General features: G+C 73.3%; 13 protein-coding genes and 1 pseudogene. 8 read left to right on the top strand and 6 right to left on the bottom strand.

Going from position 1 to position 19717, the window contains the following annotated elements:
- From ABD211_RS03150 to ABD211_RS03170, 5 genes are all read left to right on the top strand, one after another.
- A partial coding sequence (locus ABD211_RS03150; protein ID WP_344125985.1) for an MSCRAMM family protein occupies window positions 1-892 on the top strand: 892 nt, incomplete at its 5' end.
- Between the two features lie 75 nt (window positions 893-967).
- Entirely contained in the window at window positions 968-1534 is a 567-nt protein-coding gene (locus tag ABD211_RS03155) for a hypothetical protein (protein ID WP_344125987.1), read from the top strand.
- A 3-nt stretch (window positions 1535-1537) separates the two neighbouring features.
- Entirely contained in the window at window positions 1538-1969 is a 432-nt protein-coding gene (locus ABD211_RS03160; protein WP_344125989.1) for a hypothetical protein, read from the top strand.
- A gap of 152 nt (window positions 1970-2121) precedes the next feature.
- On the top strand, window positions 2122-3372 hold the full coding sequence (locus ABD211_RS03165) for a thioester domain-containing protein (protein WP_344125991.1): 1251 nt from the start codon (window positions 2122-2124) through the stop codon (window positions 3370-3372).
- Window positions 3373-3460: 88 nt separating this feature from the next.
- Entirely contained in the window at window positions 3461-4009 is a 549-nt protein-coding gene (locus ABD211_RS03170) for an MOSC domain-containing protein (protein WP_344125993.1), read from the top strand.
- Between the two features lie 51 nt (window positions 4010-4060).
- On the opposite strand, the gene ABD211_RS03175 is transcribed toward ABD211_RS03170, so the two are convergent.
- Together ABD211_RS03175 and ABD211_RS03180 are read right to left on the bottom strand one after the other, a co-directional pair.
- Entirely contained in the window at window positions 4061-5641 is a 1581-nt protein-coding gene (locus tag ABD211_RS03175; RefSeq protein ID WP_344125995.1) for a hypothetical protein, read from the bottom strand.
- Window positions 5642-5686: 45 nt separating this feature from the next.
- On the bottom strand, window positions 5687-7681 hold the full coding sequence (locus ABD211_RS03180; RefSeq protein WP_344125997.1) for an amylo-alpha-1,6-glucosidase: 1995 nt from the start codon (window positions 7679-7681) through the stop codon (window positions 5687-5689).
- 114 nt (window positions 7682-7795) lie between these two features.
- Here ABD211_RS03180 and ABD211_RS03185 point away from each other — a divergent pair.
- Window positions 7796-8917: pseudogene (locus ABD211_RS03185) on the top strand (glycosyltransferase family 4 protein); the annotation flags it as partial.
- Between the two features lie 287 nt (window positions 8918-9204).
- Here the strand turns inward: ABD211_RS03185 and ABD211_RS03190 are convergent.
- Together ABD211_RS03190 and ABD211_RS03195 are read right to left on the bottom strand one after the other, a co-directional pair.
- Window positions 9205-10449 (bottom strand): D-alanyl-D-alanine carboxypeptidase family protein, encoded by a 1245-nt coding sequence (locus ABD211_RS03190; RefSeq protein WP_344126001.1) that lies wholly within the window; start codon window positions 10447-10449, stop codon window positions 9205-9207.
- Window positions 10450-10464: 15 nt separating this feature from the next.
- Window positions 10465-12834 (bottom strand): glycoside hydrolase family 3 N-terminal domain-containing protein, encoded by a 2370-nt coding sequence (locus ABD211_RS03195; protein WP_344126003.1) that lies wholly within the window; start codon window positions 12832-12834, stop codon window positions 10465-10467.
- Window positions 12835-13129: 295 nt separating this feature from the next.
- Here ABD211_RS03195 and ABD211_RS03200 point away from each other — a divergent pair, with 295 nt between their 5' ends.
- Window positions 13130-14101, top strand: coding sequence for an endonuclease domain-containing protein (locus tag ABD211_RS03200; protein ID WP_344126006.1), 972 nt, complete (start codon window positions 13130-13132; stop codon window positions 14099-14101).
- Here ABD211_RS03200 and ABD211_RS03205 read toward each other — a convergent pair.
- A complete protein-coding gene (locus ABD211_RS03205; protein ID WP_344126008.1) occupies window positions 14038-15375 on the bottom strand; it encodes an Hsp70 family protein in 1338 nt (445 codons plus the stop codon). The two genes, ABD211_RS03200 and ABD211_RS03205, sit on opposite strands and share 64 nt — an antisense overlap.
- Window positions 15376-15378: 3 nt before the next feature.
- A complete protein-coding gene (locus ABD211_RS03210) occupies window positions 15379-17424 on the bottom strand; it encodes an Hsp70 family protein (protein ID WP_344126010.1) in 2046 nt (681 codons plus the stop codon).
- Window positions 17425-17595: 171 nt separating this feature from the next.
- On the opposite strand from ABD211_RS03210, the gene ABD211_RS03215 reads away from it, so the two are divergent.
- Window positions 17596-19717 (top strand): sensor histidine kinase (locus ABD211_RS03215; protein WP_344126012.1); only part of this gene is annotated, 2122 nt, incomplete at its 3' end.

Raw genomic sequence — 19717 nt, forward strand, 5'->3', positions numbered from 1 at the left:
CGCGGACCCGCCGCCGGCCGGCCGTGCCGCAACCGTCGTGCCCCAGCCCACCCTCGACAACCAGGAGACCGTGATGTCGAACCAGCCCACGCCCCCCGACGAGCCCGTTCCGGCGCGCGACGGGTGGCCGCCGGCCCAGGCCGCCGGCCGGGTGGTCGGCCGGGTGCTCGGGCACGGTGACGCGGCGCTCGTGGGGGCGACGCTCACGCTCCTCGACGCCACCGGCGTGGTCGCGGCGCACGCCACCAGCGGCCCGGGCGGGCAGTACGTGGTCGACGCCGTCGCGCCGGGCGACTATCTGCTGGTCACGGCCGCGACCGGGCACGAGCCGCAGGCCACCTACCTGACGATCGGCCCGGACGGCGTGGCCGCCGATGTGCGGCTGCGCGGCGCGGTGCGGCTCGCCGGCCGGGTCACCGACGCGGACGGCGCGCCGCTGCCGGGCGCCTCGGTCAGCCTCGTCGACGATACGGGCGCCGTGGTGGCGGCGGCGCGGACCGCCCGCGACGGCCGGTACGCCGTGGACGACCTGGTGGGCGGGGTCTACACGCTCGCGGCGACCGGGCCGTCGCGGCCGGCCGTGGCGGCGCGCCTGGACCTGCCCGCGACCGGGCACGCCGAGCACAACGTGTCGCTGCTGCCGGGGGCGCGGGTGTTCGGGGTCGCGCGCGACGACCGCTGGCGGCCGCTGGCCGGCATCCGGGTGGCCCTGCTCGACTCGCGCGGCACGGTCGTCGTCGAGACGATCACCAGCCGCGACGGCGCGTACGCCTTCCGGGACCTGCGCGAGGGCATGTACACCGTCGTGGCGACCGGCTATCCCCCGGTCACCGCGACCCTGCAGGTCGAGCGCGGCCAGCAGCACGAGTACGACGTGGCATTGCACTACTGACCGTTACAGCGCTCCTCCGGCGCGTTTACCATCCACCGCCCTGAACAGGACGGATGATGGTGGAACGGAGGAGACATGGCGGCCGCGGATGTAACGGATAGCGATCGCGCCCAACTGGCGTACGCGCTGGGGATCGCCCCCGCGGACGTGCCCGGCGCGTTGGAGCGCATCGCGGCGGCCGCGACCGAGGAGTACCTCGACATGATCCTCGGCCGTCGCCTGCCGCGTCGTCTGGAGGAGATCCGCGAGCAGCGCCTCGTGCTGCTGGTGCGCCACCTCTTCGCCAACCACCTCCCCACCGAGGAGCAGGTCGCCCGGGTCTTCCAGCTGACGCCCCAGCAGAGCCGGGCGCTGCTGCGCGGGGTGATGGCCAAGCACCGCTACGAGCTGGCCGACGCGGTACGGGCGACGCTGGAGGGCACGCTGCACCGCGCCCAGCACGAGCCCGGGGCCGGCGTGTGGGAGGTGACGGCGGACCCCGCGACGATCGACATCATCAACGCGGAGCTGGCCGCCGTCGACGGCTCGCTGCCGCAGGTGACCCGCCGGCGGGGGACCGTGAGCCAGTACGAGATCCGGCCGTCGGCGTACCAGGCGCTGCGCGACCTGCTGGCGGCGGGCTTTCCCGTCGGGCCGGAGTAGCCGGTGGTCGCCGTGGACGCCGACCTGCTCTCGGCGACGTCGCTGCTCGTCGGGGCGGTGGGGCTGCTCTACGGCGCCTGGCAGGCCGAGCTGACCCGGGCGCTGACCAGCCGCGTCGCCCCGAAGCGCCTGGACCGTGACCCCGAACGCGCCCGGGTACGCCGTACTCTGCGGGGTCGGGCGCTGCCGCTCGCGGCCGCGACCGGATCGCTGGTTCTGATCTTCCTGCCGTCGGCCGTGCAGGTCGTGACGCACGCGGTGTCGCTGTTCGCCGCGCATCCGGTGGCGGCGCTGCGCCGTTATGACCCCGTGCCGGCCGCGTTCCTGGCGGTCTATCTCGTGGCGGTTGTCCTTGCGGCCACGGCGCTGACCACGGCCCTGCGCCTACGGGAGCTCGCCCGCCGCCTGGCCGGGCCCGACCTGGTCGACGGTTGACCGTTATCGGTCCGATTATTACCCAGTGTGGCGAAACCGAGAACAGTCACTCAATCGTGCCTAACATGTTTGATTAGTACCGATTGACGGTAATACGCGCATACCGTACCCAACAAGCGCGGTGAACTCCTGAGAAGCCTTACAAGGAGGCGATGATGCGGCGTGCCCACCACTGGACAGTGGCCACCGTTCTCTTAACGACGGTCGGCGCCGCCGTCACGCTCACGGCGGGGCCCGCCCTCGCCGCGGCGTCGTCGAACGCGACGTCCGTCGTCCGGGCGGCCGACCCGCCGCCGTTCCCCAGAACGCTCAAGCTCACCGGGGCCGTCAGCCAGGTGCAGACCACGGCCACGATCGGTCCTGCCACCTTCAACCCGCTGCGCGGTTACCCGACCGCCGTGACGACGCGCTCCTGGACCCCGGCGCGGTCCCCCGACGGCACGGCGCTCAAGGCCGGCATCTACAGCGCCACGACGGGGACCGGCGAGTCGATCATGCTTTACTGCGCCGACGCCACGACGGCCACGTCGCCGGGCGTGAACTACCGGATCAGCGCCGTGCGCACCGCGACGACGCCGAACCTGGGCTACGTGGGCACGATCATCATGAACAACTACCCGATCACCGACGCGCCCGCGTCGCTCTCCTCGACCGCGAACAAGGCCGCCGCCGTGCAGCTGGCGATCTGGTTCTTCACGAACCGCCTCGTGGTCGACGCGACCAGCCCGCTGCGGGCGGCCACGGAAGCCATCGTGAACCAGGCGCTGCGCCGTGGCCCGCTCACCAACGCCGGGGTGCCCGACCTCATGCTCAACGGCCCCGCGCGGGGCTACGTCGGGCGCGCCAACGGTCCGTTCACGATGCGGGGCGGCGTCGGCGACATCATCATCTCGTCGTCCGGCGGCACGCTCTTCCGCGACGCCGCCGGCACCCGCCCGATCGCGAACGGCTCGGTCATCAGCTCCAGCACGCCGATCTACCTCAAGGCCGGCGAGGAGGGGCGCATCACGATCCGCGCCCGTGGCGCGGCGCGCGTCCCGGCCGGCGCCGAGGTCGTCTACGCACCGACCACCCAGCAGCCCGGCCAGGTCACCGCACAGATCGCGCTGTACCAGACGATGGTCATGGCCAGCTGGACCCAGCAGCAGGCCGAGGACACCATGGCGGTCATGATGAGCACCCCGGTGAGCTCGTCGGTCCCGGGCGCCGCGCAGGGTTCGGTGACCAAGACGCCGCAGTCGGCGTCCAACCAGGCGGGCGCCGCCGCGGGCGCCGGCACGCTGCCCGTCACGCCGGCGGGCGAGCGGGCCCCGGTGGGCGCCATGCTCATCGCGTCCGGCCTCCTCATCGGACTCGGCGCGGCGGCGGTCGCAGCCGGCCGACGCCGCCGCGCGACACCGTAACGTCACGACCGGTCGTGGCCCGTCCCCTTACCGGGGGCGGGCCGCGACCGCGTCCGCGGCTAGGATGGTGCCGACACGGGGAGGTCACATGTCAGATGCGCCCGTCGTGACGGCCGTGAGCCGCAGCGCCACGCACGACTTCAGCAAGCGCAACGAGCCGAGCGTGCGACTGCTCACCGGGCTCGGCATCGAGGGCGACGCGCATTCCGGCGTCACCGTCAAGCACCGCAGCCGGGTCGCCCGCGACCCCAGCCAGCCCAACCTGCGCCAGGTGCACCTCATCCACGCCGAGCTGCACGACGAGCTGGCCGCCGCCGGCTACACCGTTGTCGCCGGCGACATGGGGGAGAACATCACGACCCGGGGCGTCGACCTGCTCGGCCTGCCCACCGGCGCGCGGCTGCGGCTGGGCGCGACGGCGCTCGTCGAGATCACCGGCCTGCGCAACCCGTGCCCGCAGCTCAACGGCTTCCAGGCCGGCCTCATGCAGGCGGTGCTGGACCGTGACGCGGACGGCAACGTGATCCGCAAGGGCGGCATCATGGGCATCGTCCTGGCCGACGGCGACGTCCACCCCGGCGACCCCATCACGGTGACCCTGCCGCCGCTCCCCCACACCCCGCTCGCGCCCGTCTGATCGGTCCGTATTAGATCTCGGGGGCGTTAACGGCCCATTGGACGTCCGACGTCAACGCCCCCAAGATCCGGTGGGCGGGCGGCGCGGCGGGCGGACGCGGAGAACGACGCCCTCGGCCGTTGCCGTCAGCGTCACGCGGTGACCGGCGGTCGTGCCGCGGCGCAGCAGCCGGCCCGACCACGGGGCCACCCAGCGCACGCCGCGCGACGGCACCACATCGACCTCCCGGCGCAACCCGCACAGCTCGACGCGCACCCGCACCCGCCACCGCCCCGACGCGAGCGCCCAGTCCCCCGACGCGTGCGCCGCGTCCCCGCCCGACGGCGCGGCGCCGGTCGGCGGAGTCGCGGCGGTGTCGCCGAAGCGGGCGCGGATGGTGAAGCTCACCCGTTCGCGGGTGCCGTCGCTGTCGCGCACCACGGTGACGTCGGCGGGCAGTGCGACGCTCTCGCCCGTACCCACGTGGTGGAGGAGAACCTCGACGGCGCCGGCGGCCGGTCCGTCGGCCGCGTCCCGCGTGGCCGGGGTGACCGCGTCGGCGGCCGGGCGCGGCAACGGGAGCGGCCACCGGTCGGCCGCGCTGGCGTGGTCGAGACGGGCGAGCAGGTCCAGTTCCAGGGCGCCGGGCCGCCACGCGGCGCCCGTCAGCGCGGCCACCGCCGAGACCGCCGCCTCCGCGCGCAGGCCGTCGGCGAGGTCCGCGAACCGGCCCTCGCGCAGCAGCGCGGCCCGAACCCGCAGGGTGGTCGGCAGGAGCGCGTCGAGCCGCTCCGGCAGGGCGTCGTTGACCAGCCGCCGCGCGGCGTCGAGAAGTCGGAACCGGTCGCCGTCGGCGTACGCGAGCAGGGTCCGGCCGGCGGCCCGGTCCACGACGTCGCGCAGCAGCGCGGCGCGCATCCCGTCAACCTCGGGGAACACCTCCAGCAGGTCGGTCGCCGCCCACAGGACGGACGCCGGGTCGTTGTCGGCCCGCGCCCGCAGATAGCAGGCGCCGCCGCCCAGCACGGCCACCTCGCCGGCGCACAGCAGGGCGTGGGCGAGGGCGACGGGCCCGACCGGGACGGTCAGCCCGCGGGCGGCCAGCAGGTCGCGGCGCAACAGGGCCGGCCCGTCGAGGCTGTCGGGCAACGGCAGGTCGGCGAGCGTCGCGCGGCGGTCCGGCGGGTCACCCAGGCGACGGAGCACGCCGGGGGCGGACGCGCCGAGCACGGCCGCCGCGCCCGACCGCCCGCCCAGATCCGCCATGCGGCGCAGCTCGCCGGGCGCGAGCTGCCCGTACTCGTCGTGGGTGAGCACCCATCCGCCGCGCACGGCGGCCGCGGGCAGCGTGGCCGCGTCGCCGCACAGCACCTGGAGCTGCGGCAGGCGCTGCGCGAGCCGGTCCGCGCGGTCGGCCAGGTCCCCGGCGTCCGGGGCCAGAACAAAGATCATCTCGTACGCGTCGTCCGCGATCCCCTGGCTGGCGACCGCGCGGGCGACGTGCTCCAGCGGCGCTTCCGGATCATGGACCGGCACGACGACGCTCACCTCGATGCCGGCCGGCCCCCCGGCACGCCGGCCGCGGCGCGGGCCGGGGCGCCCGGCGTCGACCGGGAGGCCCGCTACCGGGGGCTGCGGGACCGGGGTCGACACATCACGAACAACGACCGCGCCGGCCGGCGGCGACGCGGGTAATGCTCAGGTGTCGCCCCGACCCCACCGACCGGGCACGCCGCGCAGCGCGAGCCGGCCGATCCGGTCCACCTCGACGGGCCGCGACGCCAACCGGTCGCCGTCGGGTTCGAGGCCGAGCAGCGCCCGCAGCAGCAGCAGCGGCGTCCCGGCCGCCCAGGCCTGCGGCGAACACGCCGACGGGTACGGCACGGGCGGGTGTCCGGGCCGACGGCCGTAGCCGACGAACGCCTCCGGCAACCGGTAGCTGACGTGGCTGGCCGCCTCGAACAGCGCAACCGAGATCCGGCCGACCTCGGCGTGGCGGCCGTACCGGGCGAGCCCGGCCGCGATCAGCGCGGTGTCGTGCGGCCACACGGTGCCGTTGTGGTACTCCAACGGGTTGTAGGCGGGCTGGCCGGACGCCATCGTGCGCACCCCCCAGCCGGAGAACAGCCGGTCCCCCATGAGGTGCCCGACGAGGTCGTCGACGTGGGCCTCCGGCACGATGCCGCTCCACAGCAGGTGCCCGATGTTGGAGGTGAGGGTCGGCACCTGGTTGCGCTCGCCGTCGAGCGCCAGCGCGTACCAGCCCTCGGCGGGGACGTAGAAGTCCGCCACGAAGCGCTCCTGCAGCTTGGCGGCCGAGGAGCGCAGGGTGGCCGCCAGGTCGGCGTCGCCCCAGATCGCCTCGGCCAGCCGCGCGGTGCGCAGCCGCGCGTCGTACGCGTACCCCTGGATCTCGCAGGTGGCGTGCGGGTGGGCGGCGAGTCGCCCGTCCGGATGGACGATCGAGTTCCACGAGTCCTTCCAGCACTGGTTGACCAGGCCGCTGTCCGGGTTGCGGGTCTGGTAGTCGAGGTAGCCGGTGCCGGTCAGGTTGGCGTGCTCGTCCATCCAGGTCAGCGCCGCGCGGGCGGCCGGTTCGAGCGCCCGTACGGTCGCCGTGTCGCCCGTCCACCGCTCGTACTCGTCGAGAACGATGAGGAAGAGCGGCGTGGCGTCGCAGCTGCCGTAGTACGGCGACTGGGGCCGCTGGCCGAAGTAGGTCATCTCCCCGTGGCGCAGCTCGTGAAGGATCTTCCCCGGTTCGGCGTCGCGGAACGCGTCCGGCTCCGTGGCCTGCTGGGCGGCCAGCGCGCGCAGCGTGGTGCGGGCCAGCTCGGGCATGAACGGCAGCGCCTGGTAGCTGGTGATGAGGCTGTCCCGGCCGAACAGCGCCATGAACCACGGCAGGCCGGCGGCGGGCAGCGACGAGTCGGGGACGCTCTCCGGATAGAACCGCAGGGCCGCGAGGTCCACGAGGCTGCGCCGGTACGTCCGGCAGATCTCCTCCCACCCGCACTCGAGGACGGGCGCCGCGGCGAGCCAGTCGTCGAGGCCGGCCGCCATGTCGGGCTGGTGCAGGGCCCGCCGGGGCGTCGGGCCGGTCAGCTGCGTGCCGACCGCCACCTGCAGCTCGCTACGCCACGTCTCGCCGGGGTTCAGCTCCACCCGGTACGTGAGCGACTCTTCGGTGAGGAACGCGCCGGGCGCCAGCACGCTGGTCTCCCGGCAGAAGTCCTCGCGACGGTAGCTGAGGGTCGTCCGCGTTTCCCCGACGACCTGCTCCATCTCGCCGAGCTTGGAGAGCTTGTCCTTGACCTCGAAGATGTCGGCGAAGTCGGCGGCGAACAGGATGGACAGCTCCAGGTGGATCTGCTCGATGCCGTGGTTGGTCAGCTCCAGCTGCTCGTGCATGCCGTCCCCGACGAAGCGCCGACGCAGCAGCGAGACGGTCGGGTTGCGGTAGACGGTGCCCGTGGGTTCGATGAGGTAGAAGACGGCTTCGTCATATTCGATCGTCGTGGCCGAGAGACTGTCGAGTTCACGGCCGTTGAGCCTGATCTCCCAACGGGACAAATGGCGCATGTCGCGGTAAAATAGCCCAGTTGCCTCGTCGGTTCCTGGACGAATGTCCCCTCTCGTGTCACTCACGACGAACGTGCTGCCGACGAGGATGTTGACCAGGTCTGCGCGCATCTGCACCTCTCGTCACTGCGCCGGCGGTTGGAATTCCCAACCAGCGGGTAAGTGGACCTTGGCGTACGCGCCGTAGGGCGCGTACTCGTCACCAGCCTAGGGAGGCAGGTAGCCATGGACGAGTTGGAGAAACCTAAGTTATCCAGTGTCGCCGCGGGACCGCGGGTCGCGGCCGTACGGGGGGCTTCGGCACGGACCACACCGCGTCCGCTGCGGATCGCCATGGTTGTCCCACCCTGGTACGAGATGCCGCCCACCGGGTACGGCGGCCTTGAAATGATCGCGTCCGCCCTGGTCGACGGCCTCGTTGAGCGCGGCCACGACGTGACGCTGTTCGGCGCCGGCGAGCGCACCGGCACCAAGGCGACGTTCGTGAGCACCACGCCCACGCTGCAGTACGCGCGCCTCGGCGAGACCCTGCCGGACGTGCTGCACGTCGCGCGGGTCCACCGCCTCATCGCGGCGGGTGACTTCGACATCGTGCACGACCACACCGCGCCCGGGCCGCTCACCGCGGGCCGGCTCACCACGCCGACCGTGCTCACCGTGCACGGCGGGGTGGACGGCGAGCTCGGCGACTACTACGAGGCGGTCGGCGACACGATCCGGCTCATCGCCATCTCGCACAGCCAGCGGCGCAAGCGGACCACGCTGCCGTGGATCGCGACCGTCCACAATGGGTTGACGGTGCCCGACGACGCCGAGGGGCGCCCGGGCGGCACCGACGGCCCGGTCGTCTGGCTGGCGCGGTTCAACCCCGACAAGGGACCGGACCTCGCCATCAACGCGTGCCGGACGGCCGGACTGCCGCTGGTCCTCGCCGGCAAGTGCAACGAGGCGTTGGAGGAGCGCTACTTCAACAACGTCATCACGCCGATGCTCGACGACTCGGTCGAGGTGCTCGTCAACGCCGACCGGCCGACGATCCAGGCACGGCTGCGCGCGGCCCGCTGCATGATCATGCCGATCCGGTGGGAGGAGCCGTTCGGCATGGTGATGATCGAGGCGATGGTCGAGGGCGTCCCCGTCGTGGCCCTGCGCCGCGGCGCCGTACCCGAGATCATCCGTGACGGGGTCACGGGCTTCATCTGCGACAGCGTCGACGAACTGCCCGACGCGCTGCACGCGGCCCGCGAGCTCGACCCGGCGGCGTGCGTGCGGCACGTACGGGAGAGTTTCTCGTCGGTCGTCATGGCGGAGCGGTACGAGCGCGCCTACTACAGCGCGATCGAGGCCCACTTCACCCTGCTGCCCCCGCCGCACGCGGCGCGGGCCAAGACGGAGCTGCCGGCCTCCGCGCGTGGCGTCGGCGCGGCGGCGCTGTCGGGCACGAACCGGCCGGCCGCCGGCGGCGGCACGGTCCTCGGCCGGGCCGCCACCGGAACAACGACCACGCCGGTCATCGGGCCGACCAACGCCCCGCAGCTGGGCGCGTTGTCGCACCGCAAGCCCAACAAGGGCCCGGTGCACTGATCGGACGAGACGGTGCCGGCCGCGGGGGACGCGGCCGGCACCCGTCAGCGTCATCGGCGCCGGCGGCGCTTGGACTTGCGGCTCTGGGCGGCACCGATCCCGGTGAGCACCGCGATGCCCAGGGCCACGATCGTGAACACCGCCCACGGCGGCAACCACCGGGCGCCCGACGTGCGGGGCAGGGCGACCGGGGCCGGCTTCGGCGTCGGCTCCGCCGCGGCCGCCGTCGCCGACGGCGTCGCGGCCACGGGTGCGTTGATGGCCGACACGTCCGCGCTGGACACCAGGGTGCCGATCGGGTCCGAGCCGATCGTCTCGAAGCCCCAGTCGAGCAGCGCCGCGCCCTGCTGCCAACCCTGCGCCGGGCGCCGCTCCGCGCCCAGGATCGTGACCACGAGCCGGTGCCCGTTGCGCTCCGCGACGCCCACGAACGTGTGCCGCGCCGGATCGGTGAAGCCCGTCTTGCCGCCGAGAGCGCCCTTGTACTCGAACGTGAAGGGCACGTCGTTCTGGATCTGGAACGAGCCGTAGCGGGGCTTCTGCGCCGGGATGACGGTGGTGGACGTCTGGGCGTAGGACAGGAAGTCCTTGCGGTTGAAGCAGATCCGCGCGATGAGCGCCAGGTCGTACGCGCTGGTGACCTGGCCGCGACCGTCCAGTCCGGACGGTGTGACGGCCCTCGTGTCCCACGCGCCGATGTCGCGCGCGAGCTTGTTCATGTCGGCCACCGTGCCGCGCACCCCGGCCGTGCCGCCGCCCAGCCGGGCCAGCACGTTCGCCGCGTCGTTGCCGGAGTTGAGCAGCAGACCCAACCAGAGGGTACGGATGGTGTACCTGCCGCCCAGGACCAGACCGACCGCCGAGCTGCCCGGCTCGTACTGCAGGTCCTCGGCGGTGACGCTCACTGTCTGCTTCGGGTCGAGCCTGCCCATGACGGTGGCCGCGAGCAGCAACTTCTGCACGCTGGCCGGCGCGCCGTACTCATGGGCGCCGCAGGCGCCGAGCACCTGGCCGGTGTCGAGGTCGGCGACCAGCCACGAGCGGGCGGTGATGTTCTTCGGCAGCGGGGTCGCGTCCTCGGGCACCACCAGGCCCGGCGCGGCGAGCCGGTCGCCGCCGATGACCGGCGCGCCCGCCGGATGGGTGGGCAGGGGCGACGCCTTCGGTCGGGGCGAGGCGAGCTTGGTGGTCAGACACGACTCCGCCGGCGCTTGAGCGAACGCGGGCGTGGGGGCGGTGACGGCAACCGCCGCGACGCTCAGAAGGAGCGCCGCGGCGGCACGTGAGGGGGACATACGCGCAGGTTATCCCTACGCGACCCCGCACGGGGAGCCGTTGAGGGTGAATGAACCGGGCACCGCGTTCGTGCCGGTCCAGCTACCCAGGAAACCGAAGTTCACCGTGCCGCTCGGCGCGATGGTCGAGTTCCAGCTCAGGCCCTTGACCGTGACCGACGAACCTGACTGTGTGTGACTCGCGTTCCACAGTTGGGTGATCGTCTGGCCGTTGGCGTACGTCCAGGCGAGCGTCCAGTTGCTCAGCGCGGCCGACCCGTTGTTGCGGATCGTCACGTCGCCCTGGAACCCACCCTGCCACTGCCCGGCGACCTTGTAGGTGACGGTGCACGAGGCGCTGCCGGTCGTGGGCGCGGCGGAGGTCGGCGGGCGGGTCGTGGTCGGCACCGCGCTGGTCGGGACCGCGCTGGTCGGCGGGCGGGTCGTGGTCGGCACGGCGCTCGTCGGCGGCCGGGACGTCGGCGGCCGGGACGTCGGGGCCGCGCTCGTCGGGACGGCCGACGTCGGGGGCGTGCTGGTCGGCGGGACGGTGGTGTAGGACAGGCCGTACCCGTACGGGTAGAGGCCGGTCTTGCCGTCGCCGTCGTTGATGGGCTGCTGGCTGACGCTGCTCATCCACGTCACCGGCAGCTTGCCGGTCGGGTTGTAGCTGCCGAACAGCACGTCGGCCACGCCCGCGCCCTCGCTGCCGGGCAGCCAGGAGGCGAGCAGCGCGTTCCAGTTGCCGACCTCGGAGGCGATGTCGAGCGGGCGCCCCGAGACCAGGACGACGATGACCGGGACCCCGGCGGCCCGCAGCCGCGAGATGGTGCCCAGGTCCGTGCTGTCCAGGCTCATGGAGCCGGTGCGGTCGCCCCGGCCCTCGGCGTACGGGGTCTCGCCGACCACCGCGATCGCGGCCGTGTACGACGAGTCGATGCCGGAGCCGTCCGCGCTGTAGTTGACGGTCGCGCCGGACGCGGCCTGCCGGATGCCCTGCAGGATCGTGGTGCCGGGGATGATGTTGCCCGACGCGCCCTGCCAGGAGATCGTCCAGCCGCCGGCCTGGTTGCCGATGTTGTCGGCGGACTTGCCGGCCACGAAGTACTTGCCGGTCTTGGCCAGCGGCAGCACGTTGTTGGCGTTCTTCAGCAGGACCTGCGACTTGCGCACGGCCTCGCGGGCGATGTCACGGTGCGCCTGGCTGCCCACACTGCTGGTGTAGGTCCGGTCCGACAACGGCTGCTCGAACAGGCCCAGCTCGAACTTCTTCGTCAGGATCCGCTTGACCGCGTCGTCGATCCGCGACTGCGGAACCTGGCCGGCGTTGACCGCGTTGCGCAGGTGGCTGATGAAGGTGCGGTAGTCGGTGGGCACCATCACCATGTCGATGCCCGCGTTGACGGCGGCCGCGACCTCCGACTGCGTGAAGCCCTGCCCGCCGTCGATCTGGTCGACACCTGCCCAGTCCGACACGACGAACCCGGTGAAGCCCAGCTCGGTCTTCAGGACGTCCGTGATCAGGTACTTGTGGCCGTGCAGCTTGACGCCGTTGAACGAGCTGTAGGAGATCATGACCGAGCCGACCCCCCGCTCAATGGCGGCCTTGAAGGGCGGCAGGTGAACCGAGCGCAGCTCCGACTCGCTGATCTGCGTGTTGCCCTGGTCGGTGCCGTTCGTCGTGCCGCCGTCGCCGATGTAGTGCTTCGCGGTGGCGAGGATGGAGGCGGAGCCGCCGCCCAGCGTCGTGCCCTGCAGGCCGGTGATGACCGGGGCGTAGGAGACGCCGATCTCGGGCTTCTCGCCGTACGACTCGTAGGTGCGGCCCCAGCGGTCGTTGCGGGCCACGCACAGGCACGGGGCGAACGTCCAGTCCAGGCCCGCGCCGGCGACCTCCTCGGCCGTCGCCCGGCCCACGCGCTGCACGAGGTCCGGGTCGCGGGCCGCGCCGAGGCCGATGTTGTGCGGGAAGACCGTCGCGCCGTACACGTTGTTGTTGCCGTGCACCGCGTCCAGCCCGTAGATGATCGGGATGGCGAGCGAGGTGGTCAGCGCGGTGCGCTGGTAGCTGTCGTACATGTCGGCCCAGCCGGAGGCGCTGTTGTTGCCCGGCGCCTCACCCCCGCCCGACAGCAGCGAACCCAGCTTGTACGTCGCGATGTCCTGCTGGCTCTGCAGCGCGTTCCTCGACGCCTGCGTCATCTGCCCGATCTTGTCGTCCAGGCTCATCCGCGCCAGCAGGTCCGCGACGCGGGTCGCCACGGGCTGCGCCGGATCCTGGTAGGGCAGCCCCGCGGCGGCGTCCGCCGGCCGCGCGACAATCACCGTGACTGCCGCGGCTGCAGCCACGCTCCCTGCTGCCAATGCGGCGAGTACGCGCTGCCGCGCCCACCTAGCCATCGCCATGCTCCTCACGCTGTGGGTGGGCCCGGGACGGATGGGCCCACGGCGACGCTAAGCAGCATGTTCACCCGACGTCAACCAACCCCCATCAATACATGAGCCCCCTTCGCGCCCCACCACGCCAAGCACCCCACCCAGGACGCCTTCCCTTCTGGAAACTTCCCGCCCGACAATGCATCCGGCGGATCTTGGGACGAAAATGTCGCCCTGACGACCTTTTCGTCCCAAGGTCCAAACGGTTGTCCACAGGGGAGGTTCCGGGACGGCGCAGTCGGGCGTTGGGGCGGAGACTCGCCGCGTGGGCGAGCTTGAGGACCTTCTCGATCGTCAGAGTGGCGTGCTGAGTGTTCGGCAGGCGCTGCGATGGCTCAGCCGGAGCACCATCCGGCACCGACTCGCCTCCGAGCGGTGGCAACGGCCGCATCATGGCGTGCTGGTGACGCACAACGGCGAGCTGACCGATCGCCAACGTCTGTGGGTGGCCTCGCTGGCGGCCGGCGATGGCGAGCCGGCACCACTCGGCGGGCTCTCCGCGCTTCACGCCCACGGCCTCACAGGCTTCGAGCCGCCCTCCATCTACGTGCTGCTTACCGCAGATCAACGCCACCGGCGGCCACCCAAGGGGGTGACAGTCAAACGGACCACCACGTTGGATCCGCGGGATGTCGCGCGCTACGCGCGGCCGCCACGGACACGGCCACCGCGGGCGGTGGTGGAGGCGGCGGACTGGGCGCGGAGCGATCGGGAGGCGCGGGGCATCGTTGCCACGTCGTTTCAGCAGGGGTTCGTCAGGCTGGACGACGTGCTGGCCGCCGTCGACCGGGCGCCACGTGCGAAGCGGCGCAAGCTGGTCGTCAGCACGGCGCGGGACGCGGCGAACGGGGCGACGTCGCTGGGTGAGCTGGATCTGCTCGACGCGATCCGCGGCGCCGGGCTGCCCGAGCCGCAGTTGCAGTGGCGGCGACGGGACGCGGGCGGGAAGATGCGCTACCTGGACGGTTACTACCCCGAATACGGGCTGCATCTGGAGGTGGACGGAGCGCAGCACAACAATCCGGTTCAAGCGTGGGACGACATGGCGCGGCAGAACGCGCTCTGGCGGCAGGGCGACCGGGTGCTGCGGTTCCCCGCGTGGCTCGTGCGCGACCAGCCCAACATCGTCGCGGCTCAGGTGCGCGATGCGCTGCGGGCGGCCGGGTGGCGCGGTCAGTGGCGGGCCAGGGCCAGCCAGTCGGAGGCCGCGACGTCGCGGCCCGGCTGGACGAGGTAGCGGTCGATCATCCCGGCGGCAGACGCGGTGAGGTCCCACAGGGCGCCGTCGGGTAGGCGCACCCGGGCCAGGGGGTTGCCCTCGGCGTACGTCTCGCCGGGCAGGACGTGCCAGCGCAGCAGGCGCGCCGAGCCGCCGGGGATGTCGAAGGCCAGGGGCACCGTACGGGCCGGGACGCGGGCCGCCTGGATCACCCGGGAGCCGCTGCGGCGCAGCCAGTTGGCCGCGCCCCGGACGACGGCCAGGTCCGGTTCGGGCAGCCGGCGCAGCGGACGGCCCAGCTCGCGCTCGAGCCGCTCGGCGATGACCGGCATGCGGGAGCTGCCGCCGGCCAGCAGGACGGACGACACCTCGCTCAGTGGCACGCCCAGCCGGGCCAGCAGGTCCCGGCAGCAGGTGACCGTGCGACCCAACTGCGCGGCGGTCATCGTCGCGAACTCGGGGCGGGCCAGCTGGTACATCGGGGTGTTGGGCATGAGGAAGTCCTGAGCCACCGGCACGTCGGTCAGCTGGTGCTTGATGCGCTGGGCGAATTCGGCGATGGCCAGGCTCAGCCGCAGCGCGGCCGGGGCGGACGGGGTGGCCGCCATGGTCGCCCGCAGCGGGGTGAGCCACTGGTCGCTCTCGTGCCGGATCCGGCTGGACAGCAGCGCGTCGATGTCGCGGCCGCCGCAGTCGTCGAGCGCCGCGTGCCCGAGCACCTCGTGCCACTGTTCGCCGAGCCGGACCAGCGCGGCGTCGAACGTGCCGCCGCCGATGTCGTAGACGAGGACGAGCTCGCCGCCGTGGTGGGAGGTCTCGTAGGCGAACGCCGCCGCGGCGGGCTCCGGCACGAGCTCGACCGCGACGAAGCCGGCCGCCTCGGCGGGCGCCGCCATCCGGGCGCGGCGCGGGTCGCCGTTGACGTAGCTGGCCGGCACGGTCAGCACGGCCCGGTCGATCTCGCCGCCCAGTTGACGCTGCGCCTCCGCCTTCAGCGCGGACAGCACCGTGACGACCAGCTCGCTCGGCCGGAACCACCGGTGCCCGAGCAGCACGGGCGTGTCCACGGCCAGGCCGCGCTTGAACTCCGCCCAGTACGTCGTCGGGTCGGTGCGCTTGCGGCGCTCGGCGAGCGTGCCGACCAGCAGCTGCTGGCCGTCCCAGCAGACCGCCGACGGCCACAGGTAGCCGCCGCTGGCGGGCTCGGCGACCAGCCACGCGTCGTCGTCGGTCACCACCGACGCGGCGGACGTGGTGGTGCCGAAGTCGATGACCAGGATCGGCGCGCTCATGGCTCAGATCTCCCACACATCCAGCCGGCTCCGTTCGCCGAAGTCCCAGCTCGCCAGCAGGTAGCGACCGTCGCCGCTGAACGCCGCGCGTACTCCCCGCACCTGGGTCTCCGCGGCGCGGAACAGCTCCCGGTCCGTCGTCGCCTCGCGCAGCGTCACCGCCGCGCCCTCGCCGACGGCGCGCAGCCGCCCGTCGGGGCTCTCGGCGCGGGCCGCGAACCCGTCGCGCCCACTGCGCTGCTGGTAGCCGGGGTGGCGGCGGCGCCAGTCGGGGTCCGTGAGCTTCTCGACGCGCGCCCCGGTGCGCAGGTCCCACATCGTCGTGACCGTGCGCTGGTAGCGGCCGGCCGAGACCTTGCCCTGACCCTCGGCGGTGAGCCGCCACAGCGACTCGTTGACGAGAACGTTGTGCGGCCCGCCACCGTCGTGGAAGCTGCTCACCGACTGCCCGGACAGCACGTCCCACACGGAGAACCGGCCGTCGTTGTCCCAGGCCGCGAGCGTGAGCCGGCCGTCGGGACTGACAAAGACCCTGCCCTGGTACGGCCGGTTGGCGTCGACGGCGGGGCGGAACTCGCCCGTGACCGCCCCGTCGGCGATCTGGTGGAAGCGCACCTGCCCGCCGGGCTCGTCGCACTCGACCAGCGCCTGCCGGTCCGGGCTGACCAGCCAGCTGCCGGTCGCCCACAGCTCGTACCGCTTCGCGGGCGGGTCGTCGGCGAGCGCGACGCTCGACTTCGACGCCGCCGCGACGAGCGTCGTCTCGACGACGGTGCCGGCCGGCGCCCGGTGCGCCAGCAGCGTGCCCTCGTGCACGGCGGTGAGGTCGAAGACCCGGTCGTCGACGGTGCCGATCTGGGCGAGCCGGGCGCCGGCCGGGTACGCCTCGCCCTCCTCGACCAGCCAGCGCAGCACCCGCGCCCGACCGCCCGGGATGTCCCACGCGAGCGGCTCGACGCGCCACTTGGGCAGCTCCGCCGGGACGGTCCGGGAGGCGGCGGCCATCGCCCAGCAGGCGGCGCCCCGTACGACGGCCAGCTCCGGCTCGACGGGCCAGCGCACCGGCAGGGCCAGCGCGCCGTGGAGGAACGGGGCCACGAGCGGCATCCGGGCCGCGCCGCCGACCACGATCGCGCCGGCGATGTCCTCGATGTTGGCGCCGGCCTTCGTGACGAGGGCGTGGCAGGTCGCGACGACCCAGCGCAGCGCCGGGTCGAGCACGGCCTCGACCCAACCGCGGGTGAGGCGGAACGGCGGGGCGAGCGGGGTGAGGTGGTCCTCCACCTCCATCGAGTCGCTGAGCTGGTGCTTGAGCCGACGGACGAAGTCCACGGCCTCGTAGTAGGCGCGCAGGCCGGCGTCGCCCTCGGCCTGCAGCAGCGGCTCCAGCCACGCCTGCCCCTCGACCCGGAGCGCGGTGATGAGCTGCGCGTCCAGCTCCCGACCGGCGGCGGAGGTCTCGGCGCCGAGCGGGATCACGTCGTCGCCCTGCCGCTGGGCGAGCGTCACGGTCCAGGTGCTGCCGAGGTCGCAGACGAGCACGAGGGCGCCGTCGGGCACGGCGGGCCCGGTCTCGGGGTCGAGGACGGCGCACGCGGCGTCGTTGACCAGCTCGACGTCGCGGAAGCCGGCCTCCTCACCGATCGCGATGAGGCGGTCGCGCCGCGGGTCGGGCACCTGGTAGCCGGCGGGAACGGTCAGGGTGAGCCGGTCGACGTGCCCGCCGTAGAACCGCTCGGCGTCGCCCTTGATCGCCACGAGGTACGCGACCAGGGCCTCCGTGCCGGTGATCTCGCGGTCACCGAGCCAGATCGAGGCGTCCGCGTCGACGGCGCGCCGCGGCCCGTCCACGTACCGCCGCGGTAGCGAGCGCTTGCGGCGTTCCGCGACCGTACCGACGACGAAGCCGTCGGCGTCCAGGCACACCGACGACGGCCAACGGGCCTGTCCGCTGGCGGGCTCCTTGACGAGACGGACCTGATTACCGAGGACCAGCGCCGCTGCCGTCCCGGAGGTACCGAAGTCGACCACCAAGATCGGCTCAGTCATCGCACCCCCATCGCTGCCTTCCGGCACAGTGTTACGTGACCGAACGACCCACGTCCACCAGTGTTAACAGCCCCGCAACAACATCAGCAAATATCAACCGACCGTCCACAGTCACCAGGTCGACATCGTCAGGTGTGCCACCCCTGTCCGGTTGTCCGTATCATGCCGAGGATGCGCGCTCCCGCCCGCCTGTTGTCCCCCCGCTCGGGCACTCACCGGGACACCCGACGTCGACTCCCGCAGCGTCTGCGTCCGCCGACGATCGCCGTCCCGCCGCGCCTGCGCGAGCTCGCCGACACGTCGGGTTGGTCGATCCGGACGAAGATCGTGGCCGCGCTGGCCACGCCCCTCGTGGCGCTCATGACGCTGTGGCTGCTCGCCACCGTCGCGTTCACCGACCCCGCGCTGCAGGCCAACCGGCGCGAGGCGTTCACGGGGAACGTGGGCACGCCGGCCGCCGCGCTCGTCGACGACCTGCAGGCCGAACGCCGCCTGTCGGTGGCGTACCTGGCCGGGGGCGGCGAGAACGCCGGGCCGCTGTCCGCGCAGCGCGGCCGCACCGACGACGCCATCGCCACCCTGCGGGCCGGCGCCGCCCGCGTCAGCCCGGACGACGTCACGGCCGCCGGTGCCACCACCGCCCTGCAGACCCTGCTCAGCGCACTGGAAACCCTGCGGCCCGGCCGGGAGAGCATCGACCGGCGCGGCATCGACCGCACCGAGGCGATCCGCGTCTACGGCGAGGTGGTCGACGCGAGCCTGCGGGTCGCCACCCCGGTGACCGCGCCCGGCGACGCCGAGCTGGCCCGTAGGGCGCAGGCGGTGGCCGCTCTGGAGCGGGCCAACGAGGTGCTCAGCCAGGAGGACGCGCTGCTGCACGGCGTCGGCGCGGACGGCACCCTGACGGCCGCCGGCCGCGACGAGCTGATCGCCATCATCGGCGCGCGCCGCTACCTCGCGGCCAGCGCGGAGGCCGGGCTCGATCCGGCGGGTCGCGCGCGCGTGCAGGCCATCACCGACGGGTCGGCGGGCCGTCAGCTGCGCGCGGTCGAGGACAACGTCCTCGACCCGCCCGCCGAGGACCGGGCCACGACCGTGTCGCTGACCACCTGGCGGACCGCTTACGACGAGACGGCCTCCCAGCTGCGGGCTCTCGCCCGCACGCTCGCCGCCGAGCCGGTCGCCGCGGACGAGTCCGCGGCAACTGCCGCCGTGGTACGGGCGGTGCTCACCGGCCTGCTCGGGCTGCTCGCGATCGTCGCGTCGATCGTCATCTCGATCCGGTTCGGCCGCTCGCTCATCGGCCGCCTCAACGCGCTGCGCCGCTCCGCGCTCGACCTCGCCGAGGACCGCCTGCCCTCGGTCATCGGCCGGCTGCGCGCCGGCGAGGAGGTCGACGTCGACGCGGAGACGCCCGCCCTGCGCTACGGCGACGACGAGCTGGGGCACGTGGGCGACGCGTTCGAGGCCGTGCAGCGCACCGCCATCGACTCCGCGGTGCAGGAGGCCCGGCTGCGCGCCGGCCTCAACGAGGTGTTCGTCAACATCGCCCGGCGCAGCCAGACGCTGCTGCACCGCCAGCTCGACCTGCTCGACCAGATGGAGCGGCGGGCCACCGACCCGGACGAGATGGAGGCCCTGTTCCGGGTCGACCACCTCGCCACCCGGATGCGCCGCCACGCGGAGGACCTGGTGATCCTCGCGGGCGCCACGCCGGGCCGGGGCTGGCGCAGCCCGGTGCCGCTGGTCGACGTGCTGCGCGGCGCCGTGTCCGAGGTCGAGGACTACGGCCGCGTCACCATCACGCCCGTGCCGCAGGCCGCCCTGCACGGCCGGTACGTCGGCGACCTCATGCACCTGTTCGCCGAGCTCATCGAGAACGCCACCGCGTTCTCGCCACCGCGCACCCAGGTGCGCCTGTCGGCGCAGGTGGTGCCGAAGGGCCTCGCGGTCGACATCGAGGACCGCGGCCTCGGCATGACCGTCGAGGACATCGAGGCCGCCAACCGGCGCCTCGCCGAGCCGCCGGACTTCGACCCCGCGAACAGCGAGCGGCTGGGCCTGTTCGTCGTGGCGCTGCTCGCCGACCGGCACGGCATCCGGGTGCAGCTGCGCCCCTCCCCGTACGGCGGCGTGACGGCCGTGGTGCTGCTGCCGCCGACCCTGCTCGCCACAGCGAAGGGCGAACTGACCTCGCCGCCCGACGACCAGCCCGCGCCGGACATGCCGCGCACGCGGCGCGAGCCGACGCCGCAGCCGCGCCGGGAGCCGCTGGCGCGGCGCGTCCCGGCCG

The sequence above is a fragment of the Luedemannella flava genome, assembly GCF_039528515.1.
In the GTDB taxonomy this organism is placed as follows: Bacteria; Actinomycetota; Actinomycetes; order Mycobacteriales; family Micromonosporaceae; genus Luedemannella; species Luedemannella flava.